Raw genomic sequence first — 22895 nt, forward strand, 5'->3', positions numbered from 1 at the left:
CTGATCAAACGTGAATACATTTTGGGAGCAACCATGGCAGACATGTACGCCTCGCTGAAATCCAATGTCAGCATGCTGGGACAAATACTCGGCGATACTATGGCTCAACATCTGGGCGATGGTTTTGTAGAAAAAGTAGAACAAATTAGGCAGCTGGCTAAAGACTCACGCAAAGGCAATGCCGATGCCCGTGAGCAAATGCTGCTGCTGTTAACCGATCTTCCCGATGAAGAGCTGGTGCCTTTTGCTAAAGCATTTAATCAGTTTTTAAATCTTGCCAACATTGCCGAGCAATTTCATACCATTAGCAGAAATTGTGACGAGCTAGTATGTGTTCCTGATCCGGTTGATCAACTGCTGGGGCGCATGCTCAATGGCCCCATAGATCAAGTACAAATGCTTAAGTGTTTGCAGTCCTTAGATATTGATTTGGTAATGACAGCGCATCCCACTGAAATATCGCGCCGCACCTTAATCCAAAAATATGCCGCCATCATTGATTGCTTAGCTGAGCTTGAAAATAATCAATTGAGCGAGCGTGAGCGCCAAGGCTCAACCTTACGTCTGCGCCAATTAATTGCGCAAATTTGGCATACCAATGAAATTCGCCATCAAAGACCAACGCCAGTTGATGAAGCGCGCTGGGGCTTAGCGACTATTGAAACCTCGCTATGGCAAGCTGTGCCAGATTTCTTACGTCAACTGAACGAGCAAGTAGAAGTACGCACAGGTCAACAACTGCCGAGTGATTTTGCGCCCGTGAGATTTTCTAGTTGGATGGGCGGCGATCGAGATGGCAACCCATTTGTTACCGCCAAAGTCACGGCTGAAGTGTTAGATAGAAACCGCCACGCGGCGGCACGGTTACACTTAAAAGATATAGTGGCGCTGATTGGTGAACTCTCCATGGAAGAGGCCAATGACACACTTAAGCAGCACTCGGCTCACAGCAAAGAACCCTATCGCGATGTTTTAAGAGAATTGCGTAAGAAGTTACGTAACACCATAGATTTTTTAAACGCGCGCATTGAAGGCAGTCCAACTAACTTAAGTACTAGCGATATTATTGAGCATGTCGATGATCTGCGCGAACCCTTAAAAATGCTGTATCAGAGCTTATGCGATTGCAAAATGAGCTTGATTGCCAATGGCTTACTGCTAGATATGCTAAGACGCTTGGCATGTTTTGGCGTGCATATGCTGCGCCTTGATATCCGCCAAGATGCCGACCGCCACAGCGATGTCATTGCCGAACTGACACGTTATCTCGGCATGGGCGATTACAAGCATTGGGATGAAAGCGAAAAGCAGGCATTTTTACTGCGAGAGCTCACCAATCGCCGCCCGCTAATTCCAAACCGTTGGCAGCCAAGCACCGATGTTGCTGAGGTCTTAGATACTTGCCGTTTAATTGCCACTCAATCGCACCACGCTTTAGGCTCTTATGTCATTTCAATGGCAAGTATGCCATCAGACGTGTTAGCGGTATTACTGCTGCTAAAAGAGACAGGTTGCCAATACCCAATGCGTGTTGTGCCATTATTTGAAACCTTAGATGATCTAAATAACGCAGCTCATTGCATTAATAGCCTGCTCGCCATTGATTGGTATCGCGGCTATACCAAGGGCATGCAAGAAGTGATGATAGGCTATTCAGATTCTGCCAAAGATGCCGGCGTAATGGCGGCGGCTTGGGCGCAATATCAAGCCCAAGAACAGCTAGTTAAAGTCTGCCGGCAGCATAGCGTTAACCTCACCTTATTCCATGGTCGCGGCGGCACTATTGGCCGCGGGGGCGGACCTGCTCATCAAGCGATTTTATCTCAGCCGCCAGGTTCTGTGGATGGTCGCATTCGCGTGACTGAGCAAGGGGAAATGATCCGCTTTAAATTTGGCTTACCCAAATTAGCAGTGCAAAGTTTAGCGCTTTACACCTCGGCGGTGATGGAAGCGACACTGCTGCCACCACCTGAGCCGCAAGCCAATTGGCGCCATACTATGGAGCGCATAGCAGCAGACTCTGTGACAGCTTACCGCGAAATAGTTAGAGAAGAGCCTGATTTTGTACCGTATTTTCGCGCGGCAACCCCAGAAGTAGAGTTGGGACAATTGCCACTGGGCAGTCGCCCTGCTAAGCGGCGCACTGATGGCGGTATTGAAAGTCTGCGAGCCATTCCGTGGATCTTCGCTTGGTCGCAAAACCGGTTAATGCTGCCAGCTTGGTTAGGCGCAGGTGAAGCGCTACGCCAAGCTTATGATCGCGGTGAAATGGCGTTACTTAAAGAAATGGAGCAACACTGGCCATTCTTTAATACTCGTGTTTCTATGCTAGAAATGGTGTATGCCAAAGCCGAACCTAACTTAGCCCGTTATTACGAAGCTTGCTTAGTGAAATCTGAATTACACCATTTAGGTTATACCTTGCGCGAACGTCTGCAACTGGGCATAGAAGCGGTTCTGACCCTAACCGGCGAAAGTGAACTCATGGCACACACACCATGGAGCAAAGAATCGGTTAAGTTACGTAATCCCTATATTGACCCACTTAACTTCCTGCAAGCTGAATTGCTGGCGCGTACCCGTAATGGCAATACCAGCGAAAGCGCGCAACTCGCCTTAATGCTTACCATAGCAGGCGTGGCCGCAGGTATGAGGAATACAGGATGATGAGTAAATTAATACTGGCAAGCTTAGTGTTCATGTGCACGTCGCTCACAGGCTGCGCCACTAATTACAGTATCAGCCAAGGCAAACTGACTGATTACTTAAATAAAGAAATGAACTATGAGGTGAAGCAAGGTAATCAATTTATTGGTACTAAGATAAAGCTCAATAAAGTGGCAGTGATATTAGGTGAAACGCCTAATACCATGAAAGTTATCACTAATAGCGAAGTGGCCATCACTAATCCACTGCTGCCATTAAGGGCAACGCTCAATGCCAGCTTTGAAGCCGAGCCTTGGTATGACAACAATAACCACAGCATTTATTTAAAAAATTTACGCTTAGTGGATGTGCAGTCAACGCCTAAAGATATTGAGAAAATCGTTAAAGATGTCGGTCCTCAGCTCATGGGCTTTGTCAGTCGTTTCTTAGAAACTCAGCCTGTGTATGTTTTGGATAAGCAAGATGATAACCAAGCCTTGGCGGCAAAATTAGTCGATAAGATTGAAGTTAAGCCGGGTAAATTAGTGTTTGTCTTTAAATAGCTTGTCTTTCACGAACCTATTTAAATACCAATAAGAAAGGGGGCTGCATGCCCCCTTTTTTTATCACGCCAATCTTTGAATGCTCGGATAAGTCACTAGCACTTCTTGGCCTTTGAGTGCTCGGCGCAGCATGTCATAAGCAACAGCGCAGGCCATTTGTCGCACTAAGTCACGAGAGCGAGACGGAAACTTAACCATTTGCTGATAAGTCACATCGCCACAGGCTAGGGCTATCGCCACTGTGCCAACGGGTTTTAGCTCACTGCCGCCATCGGGACCTGCAATACCACTGGTTGCCAAGGCATAATCACTATCCAGTAAAGTTCGTGCACCTTGCGCCATAGCGGCGACGGTTTCTAATGATACTGCACCAAAATCATCGAGTAATTGCGGGTTAACACCCAAGACTTTGACTTTAGACTCATTGCTATAAGTCACTAAGCTATGGTGTAAATAAGCAGAACTGCCTGCAAATGCGACTAGCTGGCTAGCAAGTAAACCACCAGTGCAAGATTCAGCTAACGCTAAGGTTTTACTGTGATTAATCAGATTGTTATGCACTTCTTCTGCTAACGTCGCCGCGCAGTCAGACACTATGGCATCGCCGAGTAACTGCTTAACTGAAAACACTACAGTATCTAGGGTATTAATGGCCGCATCGCCGCGCGCAAACAGTTTAATTTCGATATAAGGCATGGATGAGCGATAACCAATGCTGACTCCCGCAGGCAAAGGTAGCGGCTCGAGTATATCGGCTAAGCTTGACTCTCCATGGCCAAGGGTCAGTAATTTAATAACTTTTGAGGATTCAATAGCGACAAATTCAGATTTAACAAAGGGGATAAACTGCTCTTTAACCATCTGCTTAAATTCAAATGGCACGCCAGGAGTGAAAAACAGCCAAGCACGATTGAGTTTCACCCTAAAACCGCAAGCGGTTCCCACTGGGTTATCCACCATAATGGCAGACTTAGGCAGCATGGCTTGTTTGAGGTTACTCTCAGGCATGGGATAACTGCGCTGACTAAACCAAGCTTCAATGCGAGCGCGCCATAGGCTATTTTCAACCAAAGGTTCACCTATCGCCTGCGCCATAGCTAACGATGAAAGATCATCACTGGTGGGGCCAAGACCGCCATTAACCAAAATCATATCGGCATGATGGCTTCTTTCAATGAATACCCGTACTAAATCTTCAAGCCTGTCGCCAACGGTTACGCGCTGCGTAAGCTCAATACCGTTATCCATCATAATATTGGCAAACCATGCGGCATTAGTATCGACTATCTGCCCAGATAGCACTTCTTCGCCCGTGCAAATCATTTCTAATTTCATTGCTAATCCCTTCTCTCATGATAAAGATAACTTAAGTGACCCCTAGCGCTTAAGCAAGATATTAAGCCCTGACGATGAGCGTAAGTAGATTAAATAAGTAATAGAACTACTGTAAGCGTCCGGGCAAGTACATCTTCAGCTTATATTGTTGAACCTCTATCTTAACGACTGACTATTATATCAGGAGTTAATATGGCTAAACGTTCCCATGAAGACTGGGCTGTTTTGATACAACAGCAACCCGCTAGCGGCTTAACGATTACCGCTTTTTGCCGTCAGCATAAGCTTAGTCTTAGCGGATTTTACGCCCGTAAAGCCGATATGACTAAAACAAGCAGTCCAAAGGTTACGCCGTTTGTTCAGGCCACCGTGACCTCGCCGACAGCGATGACGACCCAAGCTCAACCTGGCCCTCCTCAACAAAGTATCTGCTTACAACATCAAACAGGTTTATGGACTTTTCCCTGTTCATTACCCGCAACTTATTTGCTTGATATCATCAAAGGCCTGCAAGCATGTTGATGTTTCGTGAGCTTCCTCGCGTGTACCTGCATCGAGCGCCAGTGGATTTTCGTCAATCAATAAATGGCTTAGCCGTCATCGTTGAGCAACAATTGTCGCTATCAGCCACCGATGGCAGTGTGTTTGTGTTTTGTAATAAAGCCCGTGACAAACTCAAGATTTTGTATTGGGATAACACAGGTTTTGCACTGTGGTACAAGCGCCTAGAGCAGGCTAAATTCAAGTGGCCAACTCAAAGCGAAGATGAGTGTATGCGCTTATCTGAGCAACAGTTTCATTGGCTACTTTCAGGATTTGACGTATTAGGCCATCAGCATATTAAGGGCTTGAGTTACAGTTAATTGATCGCCATTACGTATGCTGTTTCCCATAATTAGATCACTGTTTCACCCTTATCTAAGGAGCGTTTTGGTATAATCACACCATGAAATTAAGCCCTAAAAACCTACCCAACGACGTTGATTTACTTAAGCAATTATTGCTTGAGACGTTGGCGGCTAACGATAATGCTCTCGCGTTAAAAGAGGCGGAAATCGCGGCGCTCAAACAATCGGTGCAACGGTTACTTGAGCAATTTAGGTTAGCCCAGCAAAAGCGTTTTGGTGCCAGCAGTGAAAGCCATGATTATCAAGGTGAGTTGTTTAACGAAGTTGAAGTCACGGTTGATGAGCCCGCTGAATTGACGGCAGATGCTGATGTGTCAGTACCGTCTAAACAACGGGCCAAGCGTAAATTATTGCCTAAAGACCTGCCGCGAGAAATTATTATCCATGACATCAGCGATGAAGATAAGCAGTGTGATTGCTGTGGGCATCAGCTGGCGTTAATGGGCCAAGATAGCAGCGAGAAGCTTCAGTTTATTCCGGCACAAATCATTGTGATTGAACACGTTAGATTAAAATACAGCTGCAAGCATTGCGAAACGCAAGGCACTCAGGCCAATATCAAACAAGCGCCGGTGCCCGCCAGTCCTATTCCTAAAAGCTTTGCCACGGCAAGTCTATTAAGCCAACTTATTACTAGCAAATACCAATATGCGTTACCACTGTACCGGCAAGAAACCTTGTTCAAGCAACATGGTATCGCCTTAAGTCGGCAAACCATGGCAGATTGGATGATGAAATCGGCCGCGCTGTTTAAACCCTTATATGATTTACTGCACCAGCATTTGTTAACACAAGAAGTCATCCATGCGGACGAAACCACGCTCAACGTGATTAACGATGAGCGGGTGAAATCCTATATATGGGTGTATTGCGCTGGTGCGGATGGACCAAGCACTGAGCCTAGATATCAAGGTTTACGCAGCATTGTACTGTACGACTATCAAGACGGTAGCCGTGCGAGCTCGTGCGTGAGTCATTTTCTTGCCACCGAGCAAACGGTGTTTAATGGTTATTTACAGGTCGATGGTTACGCAGCTTACCAGCAGGTAAGTCATAAACTTGTGGGCTGTTCGGCTTAGTCTCCTGAGTCGCTCTACCTCCTGCATCCATGCAGTCGTGGGCACACGCGCGGCGTAAGTTCAAAGAAGCGATAGTGGCACAAGGAAAAAACAAAACAGGCAAAGTCAGTAAAGCAGATATGGCACTGAGCATGATAGCCAAGCTGTACCGCATTGAAATGCAAATACAATCACTGAGTTTACAGGAACGGCTGTATTTTAGGCGCACACACTCAGCTGCCCACCTGGCGTTATTTAAGCAATGGCTGGATAAATCAGCGCAGCAAGTGTCAAAGCAAAGCCCTCTGGGCAAAGCCATCCATTACAGCCTCAATCAATGGTCAAAGCTGAGTCTTTATACAGAAGACAGCCGACTGAATATCGACAACAACCGTGCCGAACGCGCAGTAAAACCGTTTGTGATAGGGCGTAAGAACTGGCTGTTTAACCACAACCATCGTGGTGCTGAGGCGAGTGTTATTTTATACAGCATCATAGAAACGGCCAAGGCAAATGGGCTAACGCCATTCGATTACATTGAACACTGTTTAGAGCAATTATCTCACCCTCACTGCGACCTCAATAGCCTCTTACCTTGGCAGGTTGATCTAGGCAAGGTGTAGATCACCGGACGTTTACGAACTACTTATACAGCCAAACGCGTGATCATTGTATTTAGGAATAACGAGGCATTATTGAGGACGCAGAAATATGAAAGCGCTAGGCACTAGCGGATTGCTGTTAGATGTGAGCATATATCCACATGAGATAAGCGCATCAGATAGCTTAAATTAAAAATTGTATAACGAAAAAAGCCTCAGCATTTCTGCTGAGGCTTTCATCTTTATGTTGGCGGAGCGGACGGGACTCGAACCCGCGACCCCCGGCGTGACAGGCCGGTATTCTAACCAACTGAACTACCGCTCCTTTAGTGATGGCTTGCGCTTCTCACTAAATTCTTTTAGCGTCGCTAACATGTCAGCGTTAGGAGACGTGCTTTTGCAAGCAAATTAGGCGCCTGGAGATGACCTACTCTCGCATGGGGAAACCCCACACTACCATCGGCGCGACTGCGTTTCACTTCTGAGTTCGGAATGGGATCAGGTGGTGCCACAGTGCTATGGTCTCCAGACAAATTTGGAATTCGGAAAGCTGTCAAAAAATGGTGGTCGCTACTGGGCTCGAACCAGTGACCCCCTCCTTGTAAGGGAGGTGCTCTCCCAGCTGAGCTAAGCGACCTGGGATTTTTTGCTATTGAGTACTCAATCTTCAATCAAGTATTTTTCGATTCTTTCAGGCTTGTTCAGTAAAACCCATCTGGGTTGTATGGTTAAGCCTCTCGGGTCATTAGTACAAGTTAGCTCAACGCCTCACAACGCTTACACACCTTGCCTATCAACGTCCTAGTCTCGGACGGCCCTTCAGAGGACTTATAGTCCTAGGGATGACTCATCTTGGGGCTCGCTTCCCGCTTAGATGCTTTCAGCGGTTATCGATTCCGAACGTAGCTACCGGGCAATGCCATTGGCATGACAACCCGAACACCAGCGGTTCGTCCACTCCGGTCCTCTCGTACTAGGAGCAGCTCCCCTCAATCATCCAACGCCCACGGCAGATAGGGACCGAACTGTCTCACGACGTTCTGAACCCAGCTCGCGTACCACTTTAAATGGCGAACAGCCATACCCTTGGGACCGACTTCAGCCCCAGGATGTGATGAGCCGACATCGAGGTGCCAAACACCGCCGTCGATATGAACTCTTGGGCGGTATCAGCCTGTTATCCCCGGAGTACCTTTTATCCGTTGAGCGATGGCCCTTCCATTCAGAACCACCGGATCACTATGACCTACTTTCGTACCTGCTCGACGTGTCTGTCTCGCAGTTAAGCTGGCTTATGCCATTGCACTAACCGTACGATGTCCGACCGTACTTAGCCAACCTTCGTGCTCCTCCGTTACTCTTTGGGAGGAGACCGCCCCAGTCAAACTACCCACCAGGCACTGTCCCTAATCCCGATAAGGGACCTAGGTTAGAACATCAAAACTACAAGGGTGGTATTTCAAGGACGACTCCACACAAACTAGCGTTCATGCTTCAAAGTCTCCCACCTATCCTACACATGTAGGTTCAATGTTCAGTGCCAAGCTATAGTAAAGGTTCACGGGGTCTTTCCGTCTAGCCGCGGGTATACGGCATCTTCACCGCAATTTCAACTTCACTGAGTCTCGGCTGGAGACAGCGTGGCCATCATTACGCCATTCGTGCAGGTCGGAACTTACCCGACAAGGAATTTCGCTACCTTAGGACCGTTATAGTTACGGCCGCCGTTTACCGGGGCTTCGATCATGAGCTTCTCCGAAGATAACCCAATCAATTAACCTTCCGGCACCGGGCAGGCGTCACACCGTATACTTCATCTTGCGATTTTGCACAGTGCTGTGTTTTTGATAAACAGTTGCAGCCACCTGGTATCTGCGACTCCCGCTAGCTTAGAGAGCAAGTCTCATCACCGGCAGGAGCGTACCTTCTCCCGAAGTTACGGTACCATTTTGCCTAGTTCCTTCAGCCGAGTTCTCTCAAGCGCCTTGGTATTCTCTACCCGACCACCTGTGTCGGTTTGGGGTACGATTCCTGCTAACCTGAAGCTTAGAAGATTTTCCTGGAAGCATGGCATCAACTACTTCAGTCCCGTAGGACCTCGTCATCAGCTCTCAGCGTATGTATTCCCGGATTTGCCTAAGAATACCGCCTACCACCTTAAACGCGGACTACCAACGCCGCGCTAGCCTAGCCTTCTCCGTCTCTCCATCGCAGTTAGCACAAGTACGGGAATATTAACCCGTTTCCCATCGACTACGCCTTTCGGCCTCGCCTTAGGGGTCGACTCACCCTGCCCCGATTAACGTTGGACAGGAACCCTTGGTCTTCCGGCGAGGGGGTTTTTCACCCCCTTTATCGTTACTCATGTCAGCATTCGCACTTCTGATACCTCCAGCGTGGGTTACCCCTTCACCTTCAACGGCTTACAGAACGCTCCTCTACCGCGCATCTCTAATGAAATGCACCCGTAGCTTCGGTGACTAGCTTAGCCCCGTTACATCTTCCGCGCAGGCCGACTCGACTAGTGAGCTATTACGCTTTCTTTAAATGATGGCTGCTTCTAAGCCAACATCCTAGCTGTCTAAGCCTTCCCACATCGTTTCCCACTTAGCTAGTACTTTGGGACCTTAGCTGACGGTCTGGGTTGTTTCCCTTTTGACAACGGACGTTAGCACCCGCTGTCTGTCTCCCGCATAGTACTCATTGGTATTCGGAGTTTGCAAAGGGTTGGTAAGTCGGGATGACCCCCTAGCCTTAACAGTGCTCTACCCCCAATGGTATTCGTGCGAGGCGCTACCTAAATAGCTTTCGAGGAGAACCAGATATCTCCCGGTTTGATTGGCCTTTCACCCCCAGCCACAAGTCATCCGCTAATTTTTCAACATTAGTCGGTTCGGTCCTCCAGTTGATGTTACTCAACCTTCAACCTGCCCATGGCTAGATCACCGGGTTTCGGGTCTACACCTAGCAACTAAACGCGCAGTTAACACTCGGTTTCCCTACGGCTCCGCTATTCGCTTAACCTCGCTACTAAATGTAAGTCGCTGACCCATTATACAAAAGGTACGCAGTCACGGTCTCAAGAACCGCTCCCACTGCTTGTACGTATACGGTTTCAGGTTCTATTTCACTCCCCTCACAGGGGTTCTTTTCGCCTTTCCCTCACGGTACTGGTTCACTATCGGTCAGTCAGGAGTATTTAGCCTTGGAGGATGGTCCCCCCATGTTCAGACAACATATCACGTGTGCCGCCTTACTCGTTTTCATCTAAGGTTAGTTTTCATGTACGGGACTATCACCCTGTACCGTTGGACTTTCCAGACCATTCCACTAACACCCCCTAGACTTAAGGGCTAATCCCCGTTCGCTCGCCGCTACTTAGGGAATCTCGGTTGATTTCTTTTCCTCTGGGTACTTAGATGTTTCAGTTCCCCAGGTTCGCCTCATACAGCTATGTATTCACTGTATGATGACCACTTATGTGGCCGGGTTTCCCCATTCGGACATCGTTAGCTCAAATGCTTGTTACTAGCTCGCCAACGCTTTTCGCAAGTTACTACGTCCTTCATCGCCTCTGACTGCCAAGGCATCCACCGTATACGCTTAGTCACTTAACCATACAACCCAAATGAGTTTCACTTGAGCGTATTGCAACTAGCTGGTTTTTACTGTCTCTTGCTTTCGCAAAAGAACGCCTTGATTTACTTCATTTCTGAAGTTAAAGAATATCCAAAACACTTGATTAAAGTATTTTGAGAACTCAATTTTGTATCACCTAATGCTCGCGCACTAAGTTCTACTATCAGCTTTCCAAATTTTTAAAGAACATATTCCAACGACTCGGTTGAAATTAGGCTTAAAAAAGCCAAAGATAAATTTTACATTATCTTTGGCATTTCTATTCCAAAATCTGCAATGGTGTCCATTTCTAATCAGAGAAATGGTGGAGCTATGCGGGATCGAACCGCAGACCTCCTGCGTGCAAGGCAGGCGCTCTCCCAGCTGAGCTATAGCCCCATTGCAGCAGTCGAAAACATATTGAAACCTAAAACATCCGCCAAATCGGTTTGATAACAAAACAATTTGGTGGGTCAGAGTGGACTTGAACCACCGACCTCACCCTTATCAGGGGTGCGCTCTAACCAGCTGAGCTACAGACCCATGTTTTGGTCTCGCAATATTCTCTATCTTCTATCAGACAATCTATGTGAACACTCAACAGTAATGCTAAATCGCATAGGTAAGGAGGTGATCCAGCCCCAGGTTCCCCTAGGGCTACCTTGTTACGACTTCACCCCAGTCATGAACCACACCGTGGTAAACGCCCTCCCCGAAGGGTTAAGCTATCTACTTCTGGTGCAGCCCACTCCCATGGTGTGACGGGCGGTGTGTACAAGGCCCGGGAACGTATTCACCGTGGCATTCTGATCCACGATTACTAGCGATTCCGACTTCATGGAGTCGAGTTGCAGACTCCAATCCGGACTACGATCGGCTTTGTGAGATTAGCTCCACCTCGCGGCTTTGCAACCCTCTGTACCGACCATTGTAGCACGTGTGTAGCCCTACTCGTAAGGGCCATGATGACTTGACGTCGTCCCCACCTTCCTCCGGTTTATCACCGGCAGTCTCCCTAGAGTTCCCACCATTACGTGCTGGCAAATAAGGATAAGGGTTGCGCTCGTTGCGGGACTTAACCCAACATTTCACAACACGAGCTGACGACAGCCATGCAGCACCTGTCTCAGAGTTCCCGAAGGCACTAAGCTATCTCTAGCGAATTCTCTGGATGTCAAGAGTAGGTAAGGTTCTTCGCGTTGCATCGAATTAAACCACATGCTCCACCGCTTGTGCGGGCCCCCGTCAATTCATTTGAGTTTTAACCTTGCGGCCGTACTCCCCAGGCGGTCTACTTAATGCGTTAGCTTGAGAGCCCAGTGTTCAAGACACCAAACTCCGAGTAGACATCGTTTACGGCGTGGACTACCAGGGTATCTAATCCTGTTTGCTCCCCACGCTTTCGTGCATGAGCGTCAGTCTTTGTCCAGGGGGCCGCCTTCGCCACCGGTATTCCTTCAGATCTCTACGCATTTCACCGCTACACCTGAAATTCTACCCCCCTCTACAAGACTCTAGTTTGCCAGTTCAAAATGCAATTCCCAGGTTGAGCCCGGGGCTTTCACATCTCGCTTAACAAACCGCCTGCGCACGCTTTACGCCCAGTAATTCCGATTAACGCTCGGACCCTCCGTATTACCGCGGCTGCTGGCACGGAGTTAGCCGGTCCTTCTTCTGTAGGTAACGTCACAGCTAACGGGTATTAACCGTCAACCTTTCCTCCCTACTGAAAGTGCTTTACAACCCGAAGGCCTTCTTCACACACGCGGCATGGCTGCATCAGGGTTTCCCCCATTGTGCAATATTCCCCACTGCTGCCTCCCGTAGGAGTCTGGGCCGTGTCTCAGTCCCAGTGTGGCTGATCATCCTCTCAGAACAGCTAGGGATCGTCGCCTAGGTGAGCCTTTACCTCACCTACTAGCTAATCCCACCTGGGCTTATCCATCAGCGCAAGGACCCGAAGGCTCCCCTGCTTTCCCCCGTAGGGCGTATGCGGTATTAGCAGTCGTTTCCAACTGTTATCCCCCACAAATGGGCAAATTCCCAGGCATTACTCACCCGTCCGCCGCTCGCCGGCAAAGTAACAAGTTACTTCCCGCTGCCGCTCGACTTGCATGTGTTAGGCCTGCCGCCAGCGTTCAATCTGAGCCATGATCAAACTCTTCAATTAAAGTTTTGTTCGGACCCAAAGGTCCTGCTCAATGAATTCTGTCGATTCGATGATAAATTACCGAATTTGCATGTTATGCGGACATCTTCGTTGAAGTCTCTTGTGAGACGTTTTAAATCGTTGTCGATTTAGCAACTACTGTGAATGTCCACATAGATTGTCTGATAAATTGTTAAAGAACGTGACCGTGATTTCTCACTGGTCAGGGCTGCGTATTCTACACACCCTCAATTCAGCGTCAAGTGTTTTTTTGATGTTTTTCACTAATGAAAAACTCGCTAACTCGTTGACTCCCAAGCTTTGAATTACTATTGAACTCAACACTTGTCCGACGCTTACAACTTGTTTTACCAAGTCTGCCGTGTCAGTGGTTGTGGATTATAGAGAAGCGAGCGTTAAGCGCAACCCTTATTTACGCAAACGCCAATCAAGCGCTCACGTTTTCAGCAACCTGTTTTATTAGCCAGCAAAAATGGACGTTTTTGACTTTATTAGGATGGATCATGAGGGCAAACATAGACGCCAAATGGGTCGATATCGACATATTTGGCAATAATGCCTGAAAAAACACCAATACTCTGGTTTAATTTCATACATTTTATTAAGATAGGCAGGTTATTAACAGAATTTTTATTTCTCTTTCACTTAATCAGAGATTTTTCTATGTCTAAGTCATTACTTCTGACTGTTATCGTCGCAGTAATAGGTGCAGTTGTTTTTTATCAATTCCTGCCAGCAATTCATCCAGCAATGGCCTACATTCTTGGCGTTATTCTAGTTGCTATTATTTACAATATTAATTCTGCCTCACAAGCGTCTTCTAACGAAAGCTATAGCGGTCCAACTATGACTCTTTATATAGGTAACTTGCCTTATAAAGTACGCGAGTCTGAGGTTGAAGAATTATTTAGCCAGCACGGCCCGGTTATCAGTGTGCGTTTGGTGAGAGATCGTAAAACGGGTCGCCGTAAAGGCTTTGGCTTCGTTGAGATGTCAGATAAGGGCGCTAAGTCTGCAATGAAAACTTTAAATGATGCGTTATTCCAAGAACGCACCATTAAAGTTAGAGAAGCGAAAACTCAAGATTCGGAAGCTGAAAAAGCTGAGATGGCGTCATAAGCAGTCACTCGACTAAAGCCTTTACGCTGTAAACCGTGCAGCAAGCCAGGACTGATTTGCATGCTTGTATATATGCCAACCAGTTCTGCTTGTTGATTTATCTTAAGCTTATTGTCTGTTTGCTCAAGCAAGCTCACTACCCGCCTCGCAATTGCCGCGCCAGAATCCAATAGCCGTACTTTATCACCTAGCACACTGGAGATTTCATCGCTCAAGAGTGGGAAATGGGTGCACCCCAAAACTAAGGTATCAATATTATCGTTAAGCATTGGCGCTAGGATAGTTGCTAGTTGCTTATGATCCACAGGAATCCCAGCAAGCTTAGCCTCCCCCATCATCACTAATTCAGATGAGGCATATAAGCTAACTTGACAGTGCGGAGTAAATTGCTCAATCAATTGCCGAGTATAAGCGCGCTTAATGGTTCCAGGCGTTGCCAATAAACCAATGCGGCCATTAACCGTAAGTTTGGCAGCGGGCTTAATGGCAGGAACTACACCAACCACGGGAATAGATAGTTTTTGTCTCAGCGGCGGCAACACTAAGGTGCTCGCCGTGTTGCAAGCCACTACCACTAATTTGGCGTTAGTCCTTGCTACTTGTTCGCAAATCAAGGCAACGCAGCCATCGATAAGTACTTGTTCTGCCAGTTCACCATAAGGCAGGCGGGCATTATCAAATACATAGAGATAGTTCTCGCTTGGGAGTAATCGCTGAATTTCAGCAAGTACCGATAAGCCACCAATTCCGGAGTCGAACACTAAAATAGGCTGAGACAAAGTAGGTTCCAGATATTTGCACAAGACGGTGATTTTCCCACAGCAATCCATAAAGCGCAAAAGCCGATACTGGACAAGTTCACCAGCTAGTATACTATTTGCGCCCCAATATAATGTCTATGGTACCACCTTATGAATTTTGCCGCGCTCGATCCAGCCAGCTACCAAACACAACTCGATGATAAAATTAAGCAGCTGTCGGCTGATTTCGCAGAATTCTCACCACCACAAATCCAAGCATTTGCTTCTGCACCGGCTCATTACCGTATGCGCGCCGAGTTTCGTGTATGGCATGAAGGTGAAGACTTGTATTACTACATGTTTGATAACGAAACCCAGCAAAAAGTAAGATGCGATCAGTTCTTACCCGCTAGCAAGCTGATTAATGACATGATGTTGGCGCTGATGGCTGAATTACGCCCGAACAAAGCTTTACGTCATAAGCTCTTTCAAGTGGATTTCCTTTCTACGGTTAGCGGCGAAATATTGGTATCTCTGCTTTATCATCGCCAGCTTGATAGCGAATGGCAGCAAGAGGCTGAAGCCCTGAAAGCTAGACTAGGGCAGCAATTTAACGTCAACTTGATTGGCCGTGCCCGCAAACAGAAAATCACTTTAGATAAAGATTTTGTGGTTGAAGCCATAGAAGTCAAAGGCAAGGTATTAAAGTACAAGCAAATCGAGAATAGCTTTACTCAACCTAACGCTGGCGTATCAGTGCACATGTTGGAGTGGGCAATTGATGTGACTCAAGATAGCCAAGGCGATTTATTAGAGCTGTATTGCGGTAACGGTAACTTCTCTATCGCATTAGCCCCAAACTTTAATCGGGTATTAGCCACTGAGCTTGCTAAACCGTCTGTGGATTCGGCGCAGTACAATATCGCCATCAACAATATAGATAACCTGCAAATTATCCGTATGTCGGCTGAAGATTTTAGCGAAGCTATGAATCACGGCCGTCAATTCACGCGCTTAAAGGATATCGATCTTAAGAGTTATCAGTGCAACACCATATTTGTTGACCCTCCACGGGCGGGCCTAGATCCAGATACGGTAGCATTAGTGCAAGGGTATGAGCGCATTTTGTATATTTCATGCAATCCAGACACCTTAAAAGATAACCTGAAAGTGCTGACCCAAACCCATGACGTTAAACGGTTTGCCCTGTTCGATCAGTTCCCATATACCCACCATAAAGAATGTGGCGTGTTATTGGTGCGCAAATCTGCCTAATCGAAACTAGCGTAAATATTAAAACACCATAAAAAGGAGCCCTACGGCTCCTTTTATACAGCAGTACCTGTAATTCTAAGCTGCAGCATTTCTGCGCCTTTGGCGACCATACGCAGTTGCATCACCAATTGCTCGGCCAAGATTTTACGCTCGACTCGCTTCATATCTAAGGCCGCAGCGCCAGCATTAAACACCAGCGTCACTAAAGCTTCTGCTTGAGCGCGGGCTAAATCAGGAGAACGGCCAGTGGACGCTTCAATATAATGCGTCAGTTCAGAAATAAAGTGCTCGATTTCACGGGCTACTGCGGCTCTAAAGGCTGCCGAGGTGCCTGAGCGTTCATGCAGCAAAATACGAAACACGTTAGGGTTAGAATCCAGCACTTCCATAAAGGTTTCCACTGAAATCCGAATGACACTCCCACCCGCTTCAGCGCGCTGGCGCCCTTTACGCATCATCTGGCGCAAGGTTAAGCCGCCCTCATCCACCATGGTCAGACCTAATTCATTCATGTCTTTAAAGTGGCGATAAAAAGAAGTGGGCGCAATATTGGCCTCACGAGCGACTTCACGCAAACTCAAGCTAGAAAAACTCCGCTCCGCACTTAATTGATTAAATGCGGCATCCACTAATGCTCGCCGTGTCTTCTCTTTTTGCTGCGCGCGGATCCCCATGCTGTCTTCCATATTGATATTGATTTAGCGAATGATACCGTTTTTATTGAGTAAACACAGCCCTCAGTCTTGACCGAAAATCGAACAAAGGCTAAATTAGCTTACAGATGTACGCTCATTCAACATGGAAGCCTTGATGCGCAAACCCCCGATTATTTGGATCAATGTTCTAATCTTCTCAATCACTTTCGCCATTGCCTTTATTTTCGTTCCTTGGCGTGCCATCACCCATGGCTTCGATGGTATGGAATGGCTGGCATTTATCGTGCTGGCATTTTTCAGTGGTTTATCTATCACAGCAGGTTATCACAGACTCTGGTCCCACAAGACTTATAAAGCTCACCCAGTCATCCGCGTGATTTACGCTCTCGGCGGGGCGCTGGCCTTACAAAACAGTGCATTACATTGGTGCAGCGATCATCGCATTCATCATAAGCATGTCGATAATAATGATAGAGACCCCTATTCCGCCAAAATGGGCTTTTGGTACAGCCACATAGGTTGGATGCTACGGGAATACCAACACCAGCGTTATCATGACTACAGCAACGTCAAAGACTTGCAAAATGATGCGATAGTCATGTGGCAACATAAGCATTATGTCAGCCTGTTATTGGTGATGAATCTTGGCCTGCCTTTGTTCTTGGGCTGGCTCAATGGCGATATGCTCTCTATGTTGCTCATGGCTGGTTTCTTACGTTTAGTGGTAGTGCACCACTGCACCTTCTTCATTAACTCGCTGGCCCACATTTGGGGCAAACAGCCATATACAGATAAAAATACCGCGCGGGACAATGGTTTAATCGCGCTGTTAACTTATGGTGAGGGTTACCATAATTTTCATCACATCTTTGAATATGATTATCGCAATGGCATTCACTGGTGGCAGTACGATCCCACCAAGTGGTTAATTAAGCTATTTTCATATTGCGGTCTGGCTAAAGATCTGCGCCAAGTACCGCAAGAGCGCATTGAAACCGCCAAGCTAGAAATGCAGCTGAAGCAGGCGCAAACTCAGCTAGCCAAATTGCCGAATGGCGAAGTGTGGATCAGCAAGCTTGATAATGAATATGAAGATATAAAACAAGCACTTATTGCATACTACCAAGCAAAGAAAGCCTTGCTGGACGCTAAACGGCAAACCCTCAGCTATTGCGATTTAAAGCAAGAAGTAGCCGAACTGCGGATTAATTTGACGCATAAATTTAAGCATTGGCAGCGGGTGACGCGGGAGCTTCCTTTCTAACCACAGACCTTGTGCTAGGCCGCTTATTTACAAGCCTAAGTTGCATGACGCCTATATCTGGCTATTATGTTCGACATAATATTCCGCTTACAGGTGTCTGCAATGGCAAGTAATATCAAATTAACCGAATATAGCCATGGAGCTGGTTGCGGTTGCAAAATCTCTCCTAAAGTTCTGAGCACCATTTTAGGCTCGCAACTCCCTGAATTTAAAGATCCTAACTTGTTAGTTGGTAATCAAAGTCGTGATGATGCCGCGGTTTATCGTTTAAATGATGAAACCGGCATTATCAGCACTACCGACTTCTTCATGCCGATTGTCGATGACCCTTTTACCTTCGGCCGCATTGCTGCCACTAACGCCATCAGTGATATTTATGCCATGGGTGGCACACCTATCATGGCGATTGCGATTTTAGGCTGGCCAGTGAATAAGCTCAGCGCGGAAGTTGCTCAGCAAGTTGTTGATGGCGGACGTCAAGCCTGCGCCGATGCGGGTATTGTTCTTGCCGGTGGCCACAGCATTGATGCCCCTGAGCCAATTTTTGGTTTAGCGGTTACTGGTCAAATCCCATTAACTGAATTAAAGCAAAACAATACCGCGCAAGCGGGCGATCGCTTATATCTGACTAAGCCGATTGGTGTGGGCATTTTGACCACAGCGCAGAAGCAAAAGAAATTGGCCGATGAAGACTTACATATAGCACCAGAAGCTATGTGCCAGTTAAACAAGGTTGGCGCCAAGATAGCTAAAATAAGCAGCGTAAATGCCATGACAGATGTCACAGGCTTTGGTCTTGCGGGTCACTTGCTAGAAATGTGTCACGGCGCCAATGTTAGCGCGCAAATTGATATGGCGGCATTGCCTTTGCTGACTAAGACCCAACATTATTTGGATCTTGGCTGCATTCCTGGTGGCACCCATCGCAACTTTGATAGCTATGGTGAGCACCTGCCAAGCCTGACTGAGCAGCAAAAAGCACTGCTGTGCGATCCACAAACCAGTGGCGGCTTGTTAGTAGCAGTCTCAGCAGAAGGCGAAGCTGAATTGATTAACTTACTGACCGCAGAAGGCATTGCTCCTATCTGTATCGGTAGCTTACTGCCAGCAGACAGCGCGACCACGACTGTGGAGCTCAAATAATGAGTCAAGTCATTCCAGCGAGTCAGTACCGGGATATCTTCCTCGAGGACCGACCGCTGATTGATACTCGGGCTCCGATTGAATTCATCAAGGGCGCATTCCCAAGCTCAGTCAATTTGGTCTTGATGAGCGATGGCGAGCGCCATAAAGTCGGTACTTGCTATAAAGAACAAGGCCCGGAGGCTGCGCTCGCTCTCGGCCATGAACTGGTCAGAGGCAAGCTCAAGCAGCAGCGCGTTGATGCGTGGCTGGATTTTATCAAGGCCAATCCCGATGCCTACATCAACTGTTTTCGTGGCGGCCAACGCTCACGCATTACTCAGCAGTGGATAAAAGACGCTGGGGTGGATGTTGCTTATGTTGAAGGTGGCTATAAGGCCATGCGCCAATATTTGATTGGTGTCATCGATAGTGTGCCACAGCAGTCTATGCAGATATTAAGCGGCATCACAGGTTCAGGTAAGACAGATTTTTTACTGCAGCGCCAAGAAGCGGTTGATCTTGAAGGCATAGCTAATCACAGAGGTTCAAGCTTCGGTAAGAAGCATGAACCGCAGCCAACTCAGATTAATTTTGAGAACAACTTAGCTGTGGCGCTATTAAAGCATCAACAGCGCGCTTGCTCATCACTTTTACTGGAAGATGAAAGCTTTTTGATTGGCCGCTCGGCTATCCCACAAAGCTTTTATGAAAAGATGCAGCAAGCCGATGTGTTAGTGCTGGAAGAATGTCAGGATGCGCGCTTACAACGCTTACTTAATGACTACGTGCATATCATGCACCAAGGTTACGTTGAGCGTTTAGGTGAAGAGCAAGGCTTTATCGCCTTTAGCGGCTATCTTGAGCAAAGTATTACTGGCATTAAAAAGCGCTTAGGCGGCAAGCAATATGCTGAGTTCCAGCAGATTATTGCTAGCGCCTTAGATTTACAGCTGTCACGCAATGATACGTCTGGGCATTTAGCTTGGATATCCTTACTGCTCGATATCTATTACGACCCTATGTATCAATACCAGCTGCAAGAAAAAGCGCCGCGAGTTAAGTTCAAAGGCAGCCATGCAGATATGCATCAGTGGCTCGATGAACAAACCAAATAAACACTAACGCCCTCATCTGAGGGCGTTATTTTTACCGCTGTTTACACTTATCTAGCGATTACTTCCGCGTAAATAACTCAGCGCCGCCCGTTTAAACTTGGGCTTAGTTAAACAGAGTAAATAAATCACTGGCAGATTCATCAATGCAGTAATAGCAAACAATTGCACAATGCTAAGTTCCAGCACTTGCAGCAACACAATCGCTACTAAGGCCGAGGCAATCATAAAGATGGCATTCAAAATATTATTCGCTGCTATCACTTGCGCGCGCTCCGATGGCCGCGCCTCCGCTTGAATGAAGCTATACAGCGGCACAATATAAATGCCGCCACTCAGCCCCACCATAAATAAATCCACCATTAAGCGCCAGTGACTGCTGCTTTGAATAAAGTCGCTCGCAACATACAACTCGCCATTAGCGAGCGGGTTTACGCCCTGCACTGCCCAGACTAAATCCAGCCCGAATACGACTAAGCCCAAAAGGCCAATTGGCAATAAACCTAATTCAATCTGCCCTTTAGCAAGCTTGACGCACATAAATGAGCCACTAGCTATGCCAATGGAAAATAGCGCCAACAGTAATGACACCACCCCAGGATTGGCATGTAAAAATAAACGGGTGAAATTCGGAAACTGAGTAAGATAAATGGCGCCCACAAACCAAAACCAGCTAATGCCAAGCACTGCCGTAAAGATATTGCTTTGCGCTTTAACGCTTTGCAATAAGCGCCAATAGCCTTGATGGCTGTTAGCACTTGCCGCCGCTAATGGCGGTAAAGGCGCTATGGCTAAACTGGCAAACCAACCTATGCCGCCAAAGACAACGACGGCGGATGCACTTAACACAGCAGCGTTACTGCTTGCCATCATTACCCCAGCGCCAATAGTGCCAGCTAAAATAGCAAGAAAGGTGCCGACCTCCACCCAAGCATTGCCGCGCACTAATTCACTACTTGCCAGTGATTGCGGTAATAAGGCGTATTTTACTGGGCCAAAATAAGCCGATTGGGTGCCCATCAAAAACAGTAATGCCAGCATCCACACATAGCTGTGGGTCATAATCGCCACAGCGCCAGCTAACATAAGCACAAATTCTATGGCTTTAAGCCAGCGGATCAACCACGCCTTATCATGGCCATCGGCGATATAGCCTGCATGGGCTGAAAACAGCAAAAATGGCAGGATAAATAACGCGGCCGCTAAATTTACAAATACGTCGATAGGCATAGGCAAGTCGTTAATGCTGGCCCAAGCCACCATTAACAACAGGGTATTTTTAAAGACATTATCATTAAGGGCGCCAAGGCACTGCACGACAAAATAGGGAAAAAAACGTCGACTGAAAAACATCCGTGTATCCTTTAACGCGTGATGATAAGGACTTAAGTGAGCGTCAGCACCATCACTAATCGCGCCTGTTCTGGGCCAAAATAGTCCTCCTCAAAGGCTATTTCCACAAACCCTTGGGCAGCGTACATGTGGCGCGCGGGGTTAGTGGGTGACACAGTTAATAAGATGCGCTCAACTCCAGCAGGCGCCTTAGCAATACCCGCATTAATTAGTTGCTTTCCTATGCCGCGGCCTTGATAAGAGGTGGCGACGGCTAAGGATAAAATCCAATAATCTTTAGGATCCGATGCCCTCACCGCTAATTGATAACCGACTAAGTTAGCCTGCTCATCTTTAGCCAGCACTAAGCCATCATGCCAACAATCAAACACTTGGCGAAAGAAAAAGTCAGGATAAGAATGATGGCCAAACACTTGCTGCTCTAGCGCAAAAATTGCTGCGAGATCCGATTTTTCGGCCACAGGTAAAAAAATATTCGTCACTTATTGCTCCTGCAATATTTCATCCCAAGGTAAAGACGGCATGCCTACTACGATGAAATTAGGGTTTTCCATGGTTTCTCTTTCGTTGTAACTCAAGGGCGACAAGCTAATATCCATAATTTGGCCACCCGCTTCTTCGACAATAATTTGCGCCGCGCCTGTATCCCACTCACCTGTAGGGCCAACTCGTACATAACAATCGGCGCGACCTTCAGCCACTAAGCAAGCTTTAAGGGCGGCGCCGCCCATGACGACTAACTCACAATGTTTAGGGTTAGAAAATAGCTTAAGCACTGACTGCGGATCTTGGCGGCGACTCACGGCCAAGCGCATATTGCTCTTTTGGCCTTGCGCTAGAGTGCGAGTTTGAATGCGGATTTCTTGATTGGCGGCACGCTTATAAGCGCCAAGGCCAGCAATGGCGTAGTAACACACATCTGTCATAGGCACATACACTACCCCCATGATCGGGCGGTTATGTTCAACCAAAGCAATAATCACCGAGAAATCACCACTGCCAGCAATAAACTCACCAGTGCCATCTAATGGGTCCACCAGCCAGTAGCGCGGCCAGTGTTCTCGCATTGATAGCGGAAGGTGGCTGTCTTCTTCAGAAATAACAGGAATATCAGGCGTTAACGCCTTAAGGCGAGTGGTAATTAACTGATGCGCAGCAAGGTCTGCCGAAGTCACTGGCGTGTTATCCAGTTTAGTTTGTTGCTCAAAACAGCCATCAAGATAGATAGCTTTAATTGTTGATGCCGCATCACTGGCTATCTCAATCACGGCTTCAAGCCATTGTTCTGGTTGCATGCTTACTCCAGTGGTTAAGGGCCAATGCAAAACCGCTTAACCTCACACAAAATAGG

The 22895-nt window shown here is 47.3% G+C and carries 15 protein-coding genes, 4 tRNA genes, 3 rRNA genes and 1 pseudogene; 10 read left to right on the forward strand and 13 right to left on the reverse strand.

The window, feature by feature from the left end:
* The first annotated feature begins 33 nt into the window (after positions 1-33).
* On the forward strand, positions 34-2667 hold the full coding sequence (gene ppc / locus AC1HDP_RS12160; RefSeq protein WP_479638977.1) for a phosphoenolpyruvate carboxylase: 2634 nt from the start codon (positions 34-36) through the stop codon (positions 2665-2667).
* The gene (locus AC1HDP_RS12165; protein WP_479639882.1) at positions 2667-3209 is read left to right on the forward strand and encodes a YceB family lipoprotein; all 543 of its coding nucleotides are present in this window, start codon (positions 2667-2669) and stop codon (positions 3207-3209) included. Before ppc ends, AC1HDP_RS12165 begins: the two co-directional genes overlap by 1 nt.
* A 63-nt stretch (positions 3210-3272) precedes the next feature.
* Here the strand turns inward: AC1HDP_RS12165 and AC1HDP_RS12170 are convergent, their stop codons facing one another.
* Positions 3273-4544, reverse strand: coding sequence for a CinA family nicotinamide mononucleotide deamidase-related protein (locus AC1HDP_RS12170; protein WP_479638978.1), 1272 nt, complete (start codon positions 4542-4544; stop codon positions 3273-3275).
* A gap of 192 nt (positions 4545-4736) precedes the next feature.
* On the opposite strand from AC1HDP_RS12170, the gene tnpA reads away from it, so the two are divergent.
* The 3 genes and pseudogenes from tnpA (at position 4737) to tnpC (ending at position 7133) form a co-directional block, all read left to right on the forward strand.
* Positions 4737-5066, forward strand: a complete 330-nt coding sequence (tnpA, locus tag AC1HDP_RS12175) for an IS66 family insertion sequence element accessory protein TnpA (RefSeq protein ID WP_479638979.1) — start codon at positions 4737-4739, stop codon at positions 5064-5066.
* Complete coding sequence (gene tnpB, locus AC1HDP_RS12180; protein ID WP_479638980.1) at positions 5060-5407, forward strand: IS66 family insertion sequence element accessory protein TnpB; 348 nt, start codon at positions 5060-5062, stop codon at positions 5405-5407. Before tnpA ends, tnpB begins: the two co-directional genes overlap by 7 nt.
* Before the next feature lie 83 nt (positions 5408-5490).
* Positions 5491-7133, forward strand: a pseudogene (gene tnpC / locus AC1HDP_RS12185) (IS66 family transposase).
* Positions 7134-7360: 227 nt separating this feature from the next.
* Here the strand turns inward: tnpC and AC1HDP_RS12190 are convergent.
* From AC1HDP_RS12190 to AC1HDP_RS12220, 7 genes are all read right to left on the reverse strand, one after another.
* Positions 7361-7437, reverse strand: a tRNA-Asp gene (locus AC1HDP_RS12190).
* Between the two features lie 89 nt (positions 7438-7526).
* Positions 7527-7642, reverse strand: a 5S ribosomal RNA gene (gene rrf / locus AC1HDP_RS12195).
* 31 nt (positions 7643-7673) lie between these two features.
* Positions 7674-7749, reverse strand: a tRNA-Val gene (locus AC1HDP_RS12200).
* 87 nt (positions 7750-7836) lie between these two features.
* A 23S ribosomal RNA gene (locus tag AC1HDP_RS12205) occupies positions 7837-10729 on the reverse strand.
* A 324-nt stretch (positions 10730-11053) separates the two neighbouring features.
* Positions 11054-11129: transfer RNA gene (locus AC1HDP_RS12210), tRNA-Ala, on the reverse strand.
* Positions 11130-11196: 67 nt separating this feature from the next.
* Positions 11197-11273, reverse strand: a tRNA-Ile gene (locus AC1HDP_RS12215).
* Positions 11274-11353: 80 nt separating this feature from the next.
* A 16S ribosomal RNA gene (locus AC1HDP_RS12220) occupies positions 11354-12900 on the reverse strand.
* The 16S, 23S and 5S rRNA genes sit together here with 4 tRNA genes alongside, the layout of an rRNA operon.
* 663 nt (positions 12901-13563) lie before the next feature.
* Here AC1HDP_RS12220 and AC1HDP_RS12225 point away from each other — a divergent pair.
* Entirely contained in the window at positions 13564-14019 is a 456-nt protein-coding gene (locus AC1HDP_RS12225; protein ID WP_140933914.1) for an RNA recognition motif domain-containing protein, read from the forward strand.
* Here AC1HDP_RS12225 and murI read toward each other — a convergent pair.
* Entirely contained in the window at positions 13980-14798 is an 819-nt protein-coding gene (gene murI, locus AC1HDP_RS12230) for a glutamate racemase (RefSeq protein ID WP_479638981.1), read from the reverse strand. The genes AC1HDP_RS12225 and murI overlap by 40 nt on opposite strands.
* A 132-nt stretch (positions 14799-14930) precedes the next feature.
* On the opposite strand from murI, the gene trmA reads away from it, so the two are divergent.
* Positions 14931-16034 (forward strand): tRNA (uridine(54)-C5)-methyltransferase TrmA, encoded by a 1104-nt coding sequence (gene trmA, locus AC1HDP_RS12235; RefSeq protein WP_479638982.1) that lies wholly within the window; start codon positions 14931-14933, stop codon positions 16032-16034.
* Between the two features lie 53 nt (positions 16035-16087).
* On the opposite strand, the gene fabR is transcribed toward trmA, so the two are convergent.
* Entirely contained in the window at positions 16088-16708 is a 621-nt protein-coding gene (gene fabR / locus AC1HDP_RS12240; RefSeq protein WP_140933916.1) for an HTH-type transcriptional repressor FabR, read from the reverse strand.
* Between the two features lie 136 nt (positions 16709-16844).
* On the opposite strand from fabR, the gene AC1HDP_RS12245 reads away from it, so the two are divergent.
* The 3 genes from AC1HDP_RS12245 (at position 16845) to mnmH (ending at position 20194) form a co-directional block, all read left to right on the forward strand.
* The gene (locus tag AC1HDP_RS12245) at positions 16845-17954 is read left to right on the forward strand and encodes an acyl-CoA desaturase (protein ID WP_479638983.1); all 1110 of its coding nucleotides are present in this window, start codon (positions 16845-16847) and stop codon (positions 17952-17954) included.
* Between the two features lie 102 nt (positions 17955-18056).
* Positions 18057-19097, forward strand: a complete 1041-nt coding sequence (gene selD / locus AC1HDP_RS12250) for a selenide, water dikinase SelD (RefSeq protein WP_140930052.1) — start codon at positions 18057-18059, stop codon at positions 19095-19097.
* Positions 19097-20194: a tRNA 2-selenouridine(34) synthase MnmH gene (gene mnmH, locus AC1HDP_RS12255; RefSeq protein ID WP_479638984.1), complete on the forward strand. Its 1098-nt coding sequence runs from the start codon at positions 19097-19099 to the stop codon at positions 20192-20194. Before selD ends, mnmH begins: the two co-directional genes overlap by 1 nt.
* Positions 20195-20245: 51 nt before the next feature.
* Here the strand turns inward: mnmH and AC1HDP_RS12260 are convergent, their stop codons facing one another.
* Genes AC1HDP_RS12260 through cysQ form a run of 3 tightly spaced genes read right to left on the reverse strand, consistent with a single transcriptional unit; the run spans position 20246 to position 22839 of the window.
* Positions 20246-21544 (reverse strand): MFS transporter, encoded by a 1299-nt coding sequence (locus AC1HDP_RS12260; RefSeq protein WP_479638985.1) that lies wholly within the window; start codon positions 21542-21544, stop codon positions 20246-20248.
* A gap of 32 nt (positions 21545-21576) precedes the next feature.
* Positions 21577-22026 carry a GNAT family N-acetyltransferase gene (locus AC1HDP_RS12265; RefSeq protein WP_479638986.1) on the reverse strand — a complete coding sequence of 150 codons (450 nt, stop codon included), beginning with the start codon at positions 22024-22026 and terminating at the stop codon, positions 21577-21579.
* Complete coding sequence (cysQ, locus tag AC1HDP_RS12270) at positions 22027-22839, reverse strand: 3'(2'),5'-bisphosphate nucleotidase CysQ (protein WP_479638987.1); 813 nt, start codon at positions 22837-22839, stop codon at positions 22027-22029.
* Positions 22840-22895 lie beyond the last annotated feature (56 nt).

It is taken from the genome of Shewanella sp. ISS20, assembly GCF_056522965.1.

Coding starts and splice junctions, on each gene's coding strand:
- ppc (WP_479638977.1), top strand. CDS start 34: ATGGCAGACATGTACGCCTCGCTGAAATCCAATGTCAGCATGCTGGGA.
- AC1HDP_RS12165 (WP_479639882.1), top strand. CDS start 2,667: ATGAGTAAATTAATACTGGCAAGCTTAGTGTTCATGTGCACGTCGCTC.
- AC1HDP_RS12170 (WP_479638978.1), bottom strand. CDS start 4,544: ATGAAATTAGAAATGATTTGCACGGGCGAAGAAGTGCTATCTGGGCAG.
- tnpA (WP_479638979.1), top strand. CDS start 4,737: ATGGCTAAACGTTCCCATGAAGACTGGGCTGTTTTGATACAACAGCAA.
- tnpB (WP_479638980.1), top strand. CDS start 5,060: ATGTTGATGTTTCGTGAGCTTCCTCGCGTGTACCTGCATCGAGCGCCA.
- AC1HDP_RS12225 (WP_140933914.1), top strand. CDS start 13,564: ATGTCTAAGTCATTACTTCTGACTGTTATCGTCGCAGTAATAGGTGCA.
- trmA (WP_479638982.1), top strand. CDS start 14,931: ATGAATTTTGCCGCGCTCGATCCAGCCAGCTACCAAACACAACTCGAT.
- fabR (WP_140933916.1), bottom strand. CDS start 16,708: ATGGGGATCCGCGCGCAGCAAAAAGAGAAGACACGGCGAGCATTAGTG.
- AC1HDP_RS12245 (WP_479638983.1), top strand. CDS start 16,845: ATGCGCAAACCCCCGATTATTTGGATCAATGTTCTAATCTTCTCAATC.
- selD (WP_140930052.1), top strand. CDS start 18,057: ATGGCAAGTAATATCAAATTAACCGAATATAGCCATGGAGCTGGTTGC.
- mnmH (WP_479638984.1), top strand. CDS start 19,097: ATGAGTCAAGTCATTCCAGCGAGTCAGTACCGGGATATCTTCCTCGAG.
- AC1HDP_RS12260 (WP_479638985.1), bottom strand. CDS start 21,544: ATGTTTTTCAGTCGACGTTTTTTTCCCTATTTTGTCGTGCAGTGCCTT.
- cysQ (WP_479638987.1), bottom strand. CDS start 22,839: ATGCAACCAGAACAATGGCTTGAAGCCGTGATTGAGATAGCCAGTGAT.